This window comes from Streptomyces sp. NPDC019531, assembly GCF_044903305.1.
GTDB lineage: Bacteria > Actinomycetota > Actinomycetes > Streptomycetales > Streptomycetaceae > Streptomyces.
Genome location: NZ_JBJDQL010000003.1, coordinates 388,625 through 402,610, shown reverse-complemented (window position 1 = coordinate 402,610; position 13,986 = coordinate 388,625). Strand labels below are relative to the sequence as shown.

Sequence of the window (13,986 nt, the reverse complement as noted above, 5' to 3'; positions counted from 1 at the left end):
AGTGCGCTGATGGACCCGTCGCCGCATCCCCTCAGCCAGTTCGTGCTCAAGGTGCACAGCCGCTGCGATCTGGCGTGCGATCACTGTTATGTGTACGAGCACGCGGACCAGAGCTGGCGAGGCCGGCCCGTGGTGATCTCCGGTGAGGTGCTCGATCTCACCGCCCGGCGCATCGCCGAACACGCCCGCACACACCGGCTCGACACCGTTCACGTCGTCCTGCACGGCGGGGAGCCTCTCCTCGCCGGCCGGAAAAGGCTCCGGCTGACGGCGCAGAGCTTACGTACCGCACTGTCCGGCGTGAGCGCCCTGGACCTGCGCATCCACACCAACGGCGTCACTCTCGACGAGAAGTTCTGCGAGCTTTTCGCGGAGTTCGACATCAAGGTCGGCATCTCGCTCGACGGCGACCGCGCCGCCAACGACCTGCACCGCCGCTATCGCAACGGCCGCAGCAGCCACGCTCGGGTCCTCCGCGCGATCGCCCTGCTCGACAGCCCTCGTTACCGGCACCTCTTCGCCGGGCTGCTCTGCACGATCGACCTGCGCAACGACCCGGTCACCGTCTACGACGCCCTGGCCGAACTCGCCCCGCCCCGCATCGACTTCCTGCTCCCCCACGCCACCTGGGACGAGCCTCCGCCACGCCCCGACGGCGCCATCTCAGCCACCTCGTACGGCGACTGGCTGCTCAGCGTCCACGACCGCTGGACCGCCTCGGGCCGCCCGATGGGCGTGCGCGTCCTCGACTCCGTACTGCGCACCCTGCGCGGGGCGAGCAGCCTCACCGAGTCCCTCGGGCTGGCCCCGGTGGAACTGGCCGTCATCGAGACCGACGGCGCGCTCGAACAGGCCGACTCGCTGAAGACCGCGTACGACGGAGCGCCCGGCACCGGCATGAACGTGAGCGCCAACTCCCTGGACGAGATGGCCGCTCACCCCGGCATCGTGGCCCGGCAGCTGGGTCTTGACGGGCTGTGCGAGACCTGCCGCGGCTGTCCGGTCGTCAGCTCGTGCGGCGGGGGGCTCTACGCGCACCGCTACCGCTCCGGGAGCGGTGCCGGCGGGTTCATGAACCCGTCCGTGTACTGCGCCGACCTGAAACAGCTCATCACCGGAATCCGCGACAGGGAGGCCCGGAGGATGTCGATGTCCCAACTCCCCCTGGACGACGTGCACCTCGACGAGATCGCCTCCGGCTTCGGCGGCGCCGACGCCGTGGAACTGCTGGCCAGGCACGAACTCACCGTCAACCGCGAACTCCTCGCCGCCGTCTGGCACGAGAGCGCGCACAGCGCCGTCGGAGACGCGGCCTGGGAGACCCTCGCGGTCCTCGATGCCGAGGCTCCCGAGTCGGTGGACGCGGTACTGGCCCACCCCTATGTGCGGCCCTGGGCGCAGCGCGCTCTGCGCGGCGACGAGGAGGCCGGCCGGATCGCGATGCGCGGGGTGGCGGAGCTCGCCGCGGCGGCGCTGCTGCGGGCCGGACGCGCGGGCACCGTGACCGTACCGACCGGCTCCGGGGTGCTGCGCCTGCCGACCCTGGGCGCGCTGGTCGTGGGCGACGCGCCGGAGGCGCGGGTCACCGGGGGCGCGGACGAGGGCTTCACCGTCCGGGTCGGGGGCCGGGAGCACACCGTGGGCCGCAAGTCCGGTGCGAATCAGGCGTGGTTGGCCCGGCATCGGTTCGAACTGCCGGGCTGGGCCGTCGCGTTGGAGGACACGGACCCGTGGCGGGACGCCCATGGATACCCGGTGCGGGCGCGGCTGTCCGCCGCGGCGGCCGAGGAGTGGCGGGAGAACCTCGCCGCCGCGTGGGAGTGGATCCGGCGCGAACTGCCCGCGTACGCACCCGGACTCGCCGCGGGCCTGAGTGTCGTCACGCCCTTGCGGGGGGCCTCCACCGGCGCGGACATCAGCTCGGCGGCCCGGGACGCCTTCGGCGCCGTCGGCCTCGCCCGGCCGGGCACGCCCGAGACCCTGGCGTGTCTGCTGGTCCACGAGTTCCAGCACGTCAAGCTCGGCGCCGTACTCGATCTGACGGACCTCTACGACCCCGCCTGCGAGGAGCTTTTCTACGCTCCCTGGCGTCCGGATCCGCGGCCGCTGGAAGGGCTGCTGCAGGGGACGTACGCGCACATCGCCGTCGTCGACTACTGGCGCGCACGCCGACGGACCGCGGACGGTGCCGAGGCGTACGACGCCGCGGTCCGGTTCTCCCGATGGCGCGAGCAGACGGCGGAGGCGGTGGACACCCTGCTCGGCTCGGGTGCGCTGACGGAACCGGGCGAGCGCTTCGTGACGGCCATGGGGGAGACCGTGGCGACACGACTGACGGACCCGGTGAGTCCCGACGCGCTGGCCGAGGCCCGCAGGGCGGCGGCTGACCACAGGGGACGCACGGCAGTCGAGGACCGTTCATAGCGGCACAAACATGATGTGCCGTCATATCGCTTGTCTCATAGTCGACTTCACCGCACCGTTCCGCTTATGAGGCGGTGGTTCCTACACTGAAGCACCATCGGCGGCGTATCGGGGGGTATTCGTGCGAGGGGATCCAGAGGACCCCAGGAGTGGGCGGCCGTACTTCTTCCTCAGTTACGCGCACACGCCGCGGAACGACTCCGAGATAGCCGGCCCCAACGCATGGGTGAAGAAGCTGTACGACGGCCTGTGCGCGCACATCCTGGAGATGACCTCGTTACCGGTGGGCGCCAGGGCCGGCTTCCTGGACCAGGGGATCGCCCTGGGCACTCGGTGGACGGACGAGTTGTCGGAGAATCTGGCCCGGTGCCAGGTGTTCGTGCCGCTGTACTCGCCCCGGTACTTCATCAGCGAGCAATGCGGCCGCGAATGGTGGGCGTTCTCGCAGCGTGAGATCTACCGCCGAACCCTGCGCGGCGAATCGCGCGAGAGCGCCATCGTCCCGGCGTTATGGGTCCCCGTCGAACTCGCCCAACTGCCCCAGGTGGCCAAGGACCTGCAGTTCCAGCACACGGACCTCGGGGACGACTACGCGGCGGAGGGGTTCTACGGACTGACCAAACTCAGCTACCTGAAAGACCAGTACGAACTCGCCGTCTACCGGCTGGCCCAGCGGATCGTACGCGCCAGCAGAGCCATCGACCTGGAGGAAGGACAGGTCTACCGGCAGTACGAGTCACTGCCCAGCGCCTTCGGTGACGGCGCTCACCCGCCCGAGTTCGACGTCACGGTGATCGCCCGCTCCCGGTCGGACCTGCCGCCGGGCCGGGTGCCCGACTACTACGGGGACACGCCGCTGGAGTGGAACCCGTACCACCCGGTGTCGACCCGCTCCCTCGCCGAGCACGCCGCCGACCTCGTCAGGGCCATGAACTACCGGGTCACCGTCAGCGACTTCGAGAACGAGGCCGACCGCCTCCTCACCATGAGCGCGCCCACCGCGCCCGCGCTGCTGCTGCTCGACCGGTGGGCCCTGGACCTACCGCGGGTGAAGGAACTCATGGCGCAGCTGGCCGAGCAGCAGCGCCCCTGGATCAGCGTGATGATCCCCCACCACCGGGACGACGCGATCCCGCCCGAGCGGGACCGGCAGCTGCAGGAGCTCACCGACCGGGCGCTGGCCGCACGGCAGGTGGTGGGCTCGGGCCACCGGTCGCCGGGCGGCGCGATACGCACCCTCGAAGCCTTCCAGCTCGAACTCCAGAAGGCCGTACGGCAGGCGGTCAACTACTACGAGACCCATGCAAGGACCTATCCGCCGAAGGGGCCACCCACCGATCCCCCGCGGCTGCCCAGGCTGGGATACCACGTCTGAGCGCGACGCCGGGGCAGCTGCGCGCAGCCGCCCGCAGGACCACGGCGCACACGGCACGAGGGAAGAGCAAGGCCGACACAGCGGAGGGTTCCATGACCGAGGACCGCAAGGGCTCAGTGATCACGTTCTACTCGTACAAGGGCGGCACCGGCCGGACCATGGCCCTCGCCAACGTGGCCTGGATCCTGGCCGCCAACGGATATCGCGTGCTCGCCGTCGACTGGGACCTTGAGGCGCCCGGCCTGCACAGGTTCTTCCACCCGTTCCTGAAGCCCTCCTTATTGCGGGAGACACCCGGCCTGATCAACCTGATAGACGACTACCGCCGCGAGGCCCTGCGCGACCTCCCCGACCGCGAGCCCGACTGGCACCGGCGCTACGCCCGCGTCCGCCCCCACGCCATCTCCCTGGACTGGACCTTCCCGGAGCCCGGCAGCCTGGACTTCCTGTCGGCCGGAATGCGCCACCGCGACTACCCGATCGTCGGCAACATGGACTGGGACCGCTTCTACAGCAGCTACGGCGGCGGCCAGTTCTTCGACGCGATGCGCGCCGACATGGAGCGGTACTACGACTTCACCCTGATCGACAGCCGCACCGGTCACAGCGACCTCGCCGACATCTGCACCGTGCAGATGCCCAGCACCCTGGTGGTCTGCTACACCCTCAGCGACCAGAGCATCGAGGGCGCCGCCGCGGTCGCCCAGGACATCGAGGAGCGCTACGGCGACAAGGGGATCCGTATCCTGCCGGTCGCCATGCGCATCGACGACGGCGAGAAGGACAAGGTCGACGCGGGACGGGCACTGGCCCGTGAGCGCTTCGAGGGCCTGCCCAGCGGCATGGACCCCGAGGAACTCATCGCCTACTGGGGATCGGTGGAGATCCCCTACCGCCCCTACTACGCCTACGAGGAGATCCTCGCCCCGTTCGGCGACCCGCCCAAGGTCGCCAGTTCCATGCTGACCGCCTGCGAGCGGCTGACCTCCGTCGTCACCGCGGGCCGGGTGACGTCACTGCCGCCCCTGAACGAGGTCAAGCGCAACCAGTACGTCTCGGCCTACACCCGCCGCCGCCCCCTGCCGCCGTCGAAACTGCTGCTCCAGTACGTCTCCGAGGACCGGATGTGGGTGGACTGGCTGGAGGCGGTGCTGCGCGAGGCGCGGTTCGAGGTGGTCTCGCAGGACCTGAGGTCGATGACGACCCTGGAGGTCGGCGCCGAGGCGCTGTCCGCCGGGGCGCACCGCGTGCTCGCCGTGGTCTCCCCCGCGTTCCTCGGCTCCCGCACGGCCCAGGCCGCCTGGGAGGCCACCGTCCACGCGGGCGGTCCGCACAAACACCAGCCGGTCGCCCTGCGGATCGGGGACGTGCAGCAGATCCCGTACGCGAGCCGGGGCGGCACCGTCGATCTGGCCCGGCTGGACGAGGAGACGGCGGCGACCACGCTGCTGACCGGCCTGGGCAGGCCCAGCTCGCCGCAGCAGGCCGGTCGCCCGCACGGCGCACGCTTTCCCAACAGCAGCACCAGCGTGTCCAACGTCCAGCCCCGCTACCCGTTCTTCACCGGCCGCTTCTCGATCCTGGAACAGGTGCGCCGCCAGTTCGTCACCGGCGCCTCCGGGGCCCGGCTGCCCCAGGTGCTGCACGGGCTCGGCGGAGTGGGCAAGACCCAACTGGCACGCGAGTACGCCAACCGCTTCAAGCCCGACTACGACCTGGTGTGGTGGGTCGACGCCGAACAACCCGACCTGGTCGCGCCCAAGCTCGCCGACCTCGGCCGACGGCTCGCCCCAGGCATCGGCGACGACGTGTCCGAGGCCGCCGTGGCCGCGCTCCAGGCGCTGCGGGCCGGCCACCCCTACAAGCGCTGGCTGCTGGTCTTCGACAACGTCGAGGACCTGGACGACGTGCTGAACCGCTTCAGCGACCAGACCGGACCGATACCGGACGACGTCTACGGCCATCTCCTGGTCACCACCCGCACCAAGCCGACCTCCACCCAGGTCAGGACGGTGGAGGTCGAGGTCTTCACCCGAGACGAGAGCGTCGAGCACCTGACCACACGGGTACCGGGACTGCGCGAGGAGGACGCGGCCCTGGTCGCCGAGGCGGTCGGTGACCTGCCCCTGGCGATCGAGGTCGCGGCGGCCTGGCTGGCCACGACGGCCACGCCCGTGGGCGAGTACATCGAGCAGCTGCGCGACCAGAGCACCCAGGTGCTGTCGGTCCAGGCCGCCGTCAACGCCGTGGAGTACCCGTCCTCCGTGGGCGCCACCTGGAACATCTCCGTCACCCGGCTGCGTCACGAGTCCCCCGCGGCGGCCCGGCTGCTCGAACTGTGCAGCTTCCTGTCCGCCGAGCCGATCTCGATGGCCCTCGTCGGCAGCGACGCGATGATCAGGGCGTTGCTGCCGTACGACAAGGACCTGCGCGCCCGCTACATGCTCGGCAAGGTCACCCAGGCGCTGAACCGGTTCGCCCTGGCCAAGGTGGACGCCACCGACAACTCCATCCAGGTGCACCGGCTGGTGCAGGCCGCGGTGCGCGACAGCATGGCCCCGGAGGTCGCCGAGGACACCATCCACGAGGTGCACCGCATTCTCGCCGCCATACGGCCGTCCGAGGACGCGGTCGACGACCCCGCCAAGTGGCCCGAGTTCGAGGTGATCTGGCCGCACCTCGTCCCCTCCAACATCCGCGAGTGCGCGGAGGAGGAGCCCCGGCAGCTGATGGTGGACCGCATGCGCTACCTGTGGAAGCGCGGCGAACTGCACCTCGCCCGCACCCTCGGCACCCAGCTCAACGAGTTCTGGAGCACCGAGTTCGCGGACTCCAACGACGAGCAGATCCTCAATCTCCGGTTCGAACTGGCCAACATCCTGCGCTCGCAGGGCGAATACCAGGCCGCCCGGGAGATGGACGAGGACACCCTGGCCCGGCAGCACCAGCTCCTCGACGAGGGCCACCCGTCCCTGCTGATCACCTCCGGCAACGTGGCCGCCGACCTGCGGGCGCTCGGCCGCTTCAACGAGGCACTGGAGCTGGACCAGCGGAACTACAACGGATTCCGCGAGATCTTCGGCGAGGACCATTCCCGGACCCTGCGTTCCGCCAACAACCTCGCCATCGACCACCGCCTCACCGGGGACAGCGAGGCCGCCCGCCGGCTCGACGAGGACACCGTGCGGCGCCGTACCGCGCTGGACGGCCCGCTGCACCCGTACACGCTCACCACCCGCAGCCACTACGCCCGTGACCTTCGGGAACTCGGCGAGTACGACGACTCGGTGGAGATCCTGCGCCAGGTGCGGGAGCTCTTCGGACAGGTACTCAACCCGTACGTGCCGGAGGTGCTGCGGGTCGACAAGAGCCTCGCGGTGTCCCTGCGCAAAGCCGGCCGGCACGCGGAGGCGCTCCAACTGAGCGAGCAGACGTGGGAGATCCACACCCGCTACCGCGACCGGTACGGCCGCTCCATTCCCGAGGAACTGGCCTGCGGGCTCAATCTCGCCGCCGACTACCTCGCCACGGACGCCGAGCAGGGGGCCCTGCGGGCGGTGCGGCAGGTCGAGGAGGTGCTGGAGGGGTACCGGAACTCCTTCGGCCCGGACCACCCGTTCACGATGTTCTGCATCAACAACTTGGCGACCTTTCACCGTGCGCTCGGCGATGCGCGCAGGGCCACGCGACTGGCCGAACAGGCCCATACCGCCCTCGCGGCGGCCCTCGGCAACGACCATCCGGCCACCCTGAGTGTGGGGACCAGTCTGGCCAACGCCCTGGCCGACCTCGGCCGTCCGGAGGAGGCCGAGCGCTGGGAGCGGCTCGCCGTGACCGGACTGCGCAAGCGGCTCGGGCCCACCCACCCCGACACTCTCAGCAGCATGGTCAACCTCGCGATCACCCTCCGCCGGCTGGGCCGGGACACGGAGGCCGACCAGCTCCATCAGGAGGCGGAGACCGAACTGATCCAGCGCCTGGGCGAGACGCATCCGTTGAGCGAGGCAGCGACCGCGAGGCGCCGGATCGACCGGGATCTGGAACCACAGCAGGTCTGATCCGGGGGTGGGCGGGGCGGTTCGGGGGAGGGCTGTTCGAGGCGAGGCAGTCCGGGATGGGGCGGTTCGAGCCGGGCGGGCGCGGTGGCTGCCATCGCCGTGGACCGCTGCCTGCGCGTGGCCGCCATCGCCGTGGACCGGTGACCGCCCCAGCGGCCGGGGCGCGCAGTCCGCGCGTGGCCGGCGCCGACTACGGAGCCGAGTCCGCGCCGCCGGCGCCACCGCCGTGGACCGGTGACCGCCCCGTTGGCGCCGTCTCTGGGACCGGTGACCGCCCAGTGGCCACCACCGCCGTGGACCGATGTCCGTGCCGTTTGCCGTCTCCGCGGATCGGACAGCCGCCCAGCCGCCATGGAGCAGAGCTCGCACGCGTCCGCCACCACGTGGACCGGTCACCGCCCAGCCGCCAGGCAGCAGAACCCCCACGCGGCCGCCAACCACCATGGACCGGATGGCCGCAGCCACCCCGTCCTCACCCCTCGTGCCGGGACGCCCAGCCGATGAAGCGGGTCATCACACGCAGCGCTCCGAAGTGGGCCGCGTCGCGTTGGACCTCGACGCGGGCCCCGGGGATGTTGCGGCCGAGCCAGCGGGTGTGTTCCACCGGCGCGAAGATGTCCTCCTCGCCGTGCCAGAGGAAAACCGGGGCGGTGATGCCCGAGAGGTCGAAGCCCCAGCCCGTGCTGAACGCCATGACGTCGTCCACCCACCCGTCCGCGGAACTGCGCAGCCCCTCGGCGAAGTTGCGCTCCAGCATGGCCTGGATTCCGGCGTCCGCGACGATCCAGCGGTCGGACTCGGGCAGTCCCCTGCGCATCTCGGCGACGGAGGCCGCGGGATCGGCGCGGATCGTCAGCGAGCGTCTGCCCAGCGTGGCGGTGAGCCGGTGCCGACCCGCGGCCGCGTTGACGTAGGCATGGACATTGGCCTCGGTCATGCCGTCGAACCAGTCCAGGTCGGCGGCGTCCGGAGGAGCCAGCCCGACCAGCGCGCCGGCCCGTGCGGTCCGGTCCGGGAGCAGCGCCGCACAGGCGAGCGCGTGCGGGGCGCCCCCTGAGCGGCCCACCACTCCGAAACGGCCGATCCCGAGGGCGTCGGCGATCAGCCGTATGTCCTCGGCCGCCGCGCTCACCGTACGGCCCAGGCTGCGGTCGGAACCGCCGTATCCCGGCCGGTCGAACGTGATCAGCCGAATCCCCATGCGGTAGAGGACCGACGGCCGCGGGGCGGGCCCGAGCCGGCTGCCGGGTGTGCCGTGCAGCAGGAACACCGGGCGGCCCTTCGGATCACCCCGTTCCTCGACCGACAGTCGCCGTCCGTCCCTCGTGCATATCGTCCACGCCATCGGCAGTCCCCCCACGGCCCGGCGTTGCTGTGACGCCGGCGGCGGAGCGACCGGCACCGGCCAGTATGCAGACCGGAGCGGCTGGAGTCATGGCATCGGATCACACCGCCATCAGCGGGGCGTCCTTCTTCCACTTGAGGATCAAATGAAGGGGGGCGGGGGATGACCTGCGGGTTCGCGATGAAAGCACTGCGGACCGGGGAAAACTACGCTCGGTAGTTCTCACTTGTCCGTGGTGTTTTCCGTTGTGCTGTGCCCTGGATGTGCCCGCTGAGGGCACAGCGTGCAAGACGGCCGACAACTCGATCCACAAGCCTTAGGAGGCGCTCCTGCACGCGCACCTTCCCAACGATCCCTCCCAGCCCTGTTCGCAGGACCCGGTGTGCTGGGTCACTCCGCGCCACCTTGCCGGTGACGATGGCGAGCTCGCCGAGCAGATCGGCGACACCCTCATCGGCCTCGGCTGGCGCATGTGGCCGACCTCCCGCCACACCCTGCTGTACGTGAGCCCGGACGAACTGCATGGCGTCGAGTGGATCCTCGCCAGCCACCCATTTGAGCTCGGCGGGCTACCCATCGCACTGCAGCTGAGCGCTCGCACGCATGCGACCTCCGCAATGACGGAGTGGAACGGCTACTTCACCACCGGCGTGCCGTACGAGGCGCTCTCTGACCTCCTCACAGCGCTCGACGACCGGGTGATACCCGATAGCGCCATCACGGGGCCAGACGTGGTACTGACCGCCTTGACTGCACGGGGCTGGATCCGGGACGTGGACCGGCCGAGGACGACCGCCACGGACCCCGGGTTCAGCTCAAGCGTCTCTCTGGAGATCGTGCCGCCGCTGATCCAAGATGCCGACCCGCGCCCCGAGCTACTCGGTTGGCAGGCATGGGCGGAGCCAGTCCTTGGCGCCCCGTACCTGTGGTGCGCCAGCTTCAGCCCCAGCGTCCCCTACGATCTGGTCGCCGCCTTCGCTGCGTCGCTCGCCTCAGCAGTCCCGGTGCCGCGTCGTCGGCTGCCCAAGCTCGCGGCGGGTCGGCTCACCGTCGTCCGCCGCGGCTGATACGACCTGGCGCCCAAGTCCGGAGAGCCTGGAGGTCGAACAAGCGCTGCGGACTCAGTAGGGGTTTTCTTCCCAGCACGTTGAAGCATGGCGCTCCGAGATCCAGATGGTCAGCAGATCTGTCCTCATGGGCGCAACTCGGTCAATTCCCTGTGTGAGCTCGCCCATTGCGACGGATCGTCGTTGCGGAGGGCCGGTGCCCGACGTCACAATGCCTGGAGGTGCCGGGTGGTCATCCCGGCGAAGTGTTGGAGGCGCTGCTTGTGAACACCGCACCGCGGTGCGCCTCGCTGTGCGCGCCAGACGCTGACAACTTCGCTTTGCCCGCCGGCTGACCTGCTTCGTTCACGGTGGGCGCTTCCCCTTATGGGAGACCACCGTAGTGTCCGAAGACTTCGGGACGGTTGATCGCCGTCCTCTGGCAATGGTTCTTGCCGCCAACCTCGTTTCGATCGCAGGGAATTGCCTTACCTACTTGGGCGTGCCGTGGTTCGTGCTGCAGAGCACGGGCAGCGCCGCCAAGGCCGGGATCGTCGCGTTCTGCACACTGCTGCCCGCAGTGCTCGCTGCGCTCGTCACCGGTCCGGTCATCGATCGGATGGGGCGACGGCGGGTGAGTGTCGCGTCGGATCTCTCCTGCGGGGTCGCCGTTGCGGCGATCCCGCTGCTGCAGTTCGCCGGCATCCTGCAGCTCTGGATGCTGTGCGTGCTGATGGCAATGACAGGGCTGTTCCGTGCGCCGGGGGAAACCGCTCGCGGTGTCCTGTTGCCGACGCTCGCCGAACGCGCCGGAATGCCACTGACCAGGGCAGCCGGGCTGTACGACGGTGCGGCACGCTGTGCGGCGCTGACGGCATCCGCTCTCGGAGGTGTGCTGATCACCGTACTCGGAGCCGAGAACGTCCTGTTGGTAGATGCCGCGACCTTCGCCGTGGCCGCGCCACTGTTCGCGTTCGGCGTGCGCGGCCTGCCCGAGGCGCAGGCCCAACGACGGGCCGAGCCGGCGTCGCTGCGGGCCTACCGTCGTGAACTCGCGGAAGGGTATCGCTTCGTGGCGGCCACGCCGCTGCTGCTGGGTCTGTGCCTGATGACGCTGGTCACCAGGGGGCTCGACCAGGGATGGAGCGCCGTGCTCCTGCCCGTGTATGCCCGTGAGGAGCTTGGTGGTGCCGTCGATCTCGGTCTGCTGAACGCGGCGTTCGGGGTGTGCGCGCTCACGGGGGCGCTGGTCTATGGGGCGGTGGGCAGCCGCTTTCGGCGGTGGCCCGTGTTCACGATCGCGTTTCTCATCGGGGGCCTGCCGCGCTTCGTGGTGGCCGCCTTCACCGACACCTTCACCCCGCTGGCCGTGATCATGGCGGTAGAGGGTCTTGCGTTCGGTGTACTCAACCCCATCATGGCCACCGTGACGTATGAGACGGTGCCGGAGGACCTGCGCAGCCGCGTGCTGAGCGCGACCACGGCCTCGGTGCAACTGATCACTCCGCTGGGCGGACTGACCGCGGGCTTCCTCGTGGATTCAGTCGGCTTGTCCACCACACTGCTGGCGGTCGGCGGTGCGTATCTGCTCACCACGCTGTGCCCGGTGATCTTCCCGGCCTGGAGGCAGATGGACCGTATCGGCTCCCCCCATGACAGGGCGGAGGGCTCGCTGCCGCAGGGTTCGGGGGCGAAACGGGTGTAGTCACGGAGACGGCCGTTTCGGTGGCTTTGTCCACGAGATCGAGCAGCAGATTTTCAGCCCGTTGAGCGGCACCCGGTTCGGGGCAAGGCCGATGTCCACGAGAACCGACAGCACCAGTTCCTCGTAGCTTGGACCCAATAGCGTCAGGTTGTAGGCGTCTCCATGGGGACGCCTACTGAACGCCATGCTGCCGACGCTGCCATGCCCGCAGCCGGAGCCTGCCCGAAGGCATCTGAAGAAAGTTCGCGTACCGTCTGTCGAATTCACGTCGCCCGTCCGACGTAGAGGCGTACCGACCAGAGACACAGCCAAGGAGACCCGTCATGGCCCAGTACGCGATCCTCATCTACGACACGCTCAAGGCCGACGACTACACGCCCGAGCAGCAGGCGGCGAGCAAGCGGCACGCTGACGACCTGATCGACTCCGGCACCATGATCGCGGCGTACGCGCTGCAGTCCGCCGACACCGCCACCTCGCTGCGCGGCGACGTAGTCACTGATGGCCCCTTCATCGACTCCAAGGAAGTCATCGCGGGCGTCTGCATCATCGAGGCTCCCGATCTGGACGCCGCCCTGGAGTTGGCGCGTCGTAATCCGGCCGTCCAGTGGGGCCGTGGCGGTGTGGAGGTGCGGCCCGTCGCGGGCGGCATCGCTCCCATCGCCCGATGACGGCTGCGGCGGACGTAGGACAGGCGGTCGCCGACGCGCACCGGCGCGAGTGGGCCTTCGTGCTCGCCGCGACAGTGCGCGTCGCCCGCGACCTAGACCTGGCCGAGGAGTGCGTGCAGGAGGCGTACGCCGCGGCGCTGTCGGCCTGGGAACGCGACGGGATCCCTGGCAGCCCCGCAGCGTGGCTCACCACTGCGGCCAAGCGCCGGGCGATGGACGCGATGCGCCGGGAGCGGACGTTCCGCTCGAAGCTGCCGCTGCTGGTGGAGCCCGAATCGGCCGTTGACGAACTCGCCCTGGACGCGCTGGATGAACAGAATGAGAGGGAGGAGGCCGTGGACCCGGAGGATGTCGTCCCCGAAGAACGGCTGCGGCTCGTCTTCACTTGCTGTCATCCCGCGCTCGCGCAGGAGGCGCAACTCGCGCTCACGCTGCGGCTGGTGTGCGGGCTGCCCACACCGGACGTCGCCCGGGCGCTGCTGGTGTCGGAACAGACGATGGCCGCCCGGATCACCCGGGCGAAGAAGAAGATCTCCGCCGCCCGTATCCCCTACCGCCTGCCACGCCCGGCCGAGCTGCCGGACCGGCTGACGGCCGTGCTCGGCGTGATCCACCTGCTATTCACCGCCGGGCACACGGCCCCCTCGGGCCCCGCGCTCATGCGCACCGACCTGGCTGACCGCTCACTGCACCTGGCCCGCACGCTGCGGGACCTCATGCCCGACGAGCCCGAGGTCCGCGGACTGCTGGCGCTGCTCCTGGTCACAGACGCCAGGCGCGCCACCCGGACCAGCTCTGACGGCCGGCTGCTGCGGCTTGCCGAGCAGGACCGCTCGCTGTGGGACCGTACCGCGCTGGCCGAGGCGCAAGACCTGATCGTGGCCGGGCTGCGCGGCGGAGTCGTGGGGCGCTACCTGGTGCAGGCAGCGATCGCCTCGCTGTACGCCGAAGCGCCGACGTACGCCGAAACGGACTGGCCGCAGATCGTGGCGCTCTACGACAGGCTGCTGTCGCTGTGGCCCTCACCGGTCGTCGCGCTGAACCGGACCGTGCCGCTGTCGATGGCCCAAGGACCTGCGGTCGCGCTGGCGCAGGTCGAGGCGCTGGAGCAGGACGGCCGACTCTCCGGGTACCAGTACCTACCGGCCATCAAAGCAGATTTGCTGCGGCGCCTCGGCCGTACGGACGAGGCGGCGGTGGCGTACCGGCAGGCCCTGGAACTGACCAGCAACGAGGCCGAGCGGGCGTACCTCACCGCGCGCCTCACCGATCAGGAGACCAGACCCGCGTAAGGGATCACGTACTGCTCATCAGGCGGCGGCTGGCTTCGCTCCTCCCACCACGCAATAAGCCAGGGGCAGG

The 13,986-nt window shown here is 70.0% G+C and carries 8 protein-coding genes; 7 read left to right on the top strand and 1 reads right to left on the bottom strand.

Annotated elements, in window-relative coordinates:
• Positions 1–9: 9 nt before the first annotated feature.
• The 3 genes from ACI2L1_RS06125 to fxsT all read left to right on the top strand — a co-directional run bounded on the left by ACI2L1_RS06125 (position 10) and on the right by fxsT (position 7,857).
• On the top strand, positions 10–2,424 hold the full coding sequence (locus ACI2L1_RS06125) for an FxsB family cyclophane-forming radical SAM/SPASM peptide maturase (protein WP_404738092.1): 2,415 nt from the start codon (positions 10–12) through the stop codon (positions 2,422–2,424).
• A 121-nt stretch (positions 2,425–2,545) separates the two neighbouring features.
• Complete coding sequence (locus ACI2L1_RS06120; RefSeq protein ID WP_404738091.1) at positions 2,546–3,799, top strand: TIR-like protein FxsC; 1,254 nt, start codon at positions 2,546–2,548, stop codon at positions 3,797–3,799.
• Between the two features lie 92 nt (positions 3,800–3,891).
• The gene (fxsT, locus tag ACI2L1_RS06115; protein WP_404738090.1) at positions 3,892–7,857 is read left to right on the top strand and encodes an FxSxx-COOH system tetratricopeptide repeat protein; all 3,966 of its coding nucleotides are present in this window, start codon (positions 3,892–3,894) and stop codon (positions 7,855–7,857) included.
• 472 nt (positions 7,858–8,329) lie between these two features.
• Here fxsT and ACI2L1_RS06110 read toward each other — a convergent pair whose 3' ends face one another.
• Entirely contained in the window at positions 8,330–9,202 is an 873-nt protein-coding gene (locus ACI2L1_RS06110) for an alpha/beta fold hydrolase (RefSeq protein ID WP_404738089.1), read from the bottom strand.
• Between the two features lie 380 nt (positions 9,203–9,582).
• On the opposite strand from ACI2L1_RS06110, the gene ACI2L1_RS06105 reads away from it, so the two are divergent.
• The 4 genes from ACI2L1_RS06105 (at position 9,583) to ACI2L1_RS06090 (ending at position 13,916) form a co-directional block, all read left to right on the top strand.
• Positions 9,583–10,269 carry a DUF317 domain-containing protein gene (locus tag ACI2L1_RS06105; protein ID WP_404738088.1) on the top strand — a complete coding sequence of 229 codons (687 nt, stop codon included), beginning with the start codon at positions 9,583–9,585 and terminating at the stop codon, positions 10,267–10,269.
• A 424-nt stretch (positions 10,270–10,693) separates the two neighbouring features.
• Positions 10,694–11,953: an MFS transporter gene (locus tag ACI2L1_RS06100; protein WP_404738129.1), complete on the top strand. Its 1,260-nt coding sequence runs from the start codon at positions 10,694–10,696 to the stop codon at positions 11,951–11,953.
• Between the two features lie 323 nt (positions 11,954–12,276).
• The gene (locus ACI2L1_RS06095; protein WP_404738087.1) at positions 12,277–12,624 is read left to right on the top strand and encodes a YciI family protein; all 348 of its coding nucleotides are present in this window, start codon (positions 12,277–12,279) and stop codon (positions 12,622–12,624) included.
• Complete coding sequence (locus ACI2L1_RS06090; RefSeq protein WP_404738086.1) at positions 12,621–13,916, top strand: RNA polymerase sigma factor; 1,296 nt, start codon at positions 12,621–12,623, stop codon at positions 13,914–13,916. The genes ACI2L1_RS06095 and ACI2L1_RS06090 overlap by 4 nt, the downstream gene beginning before the upstream one ends.
• Positions 13,917–13,986: the final 70 nt, after the last annotated feature.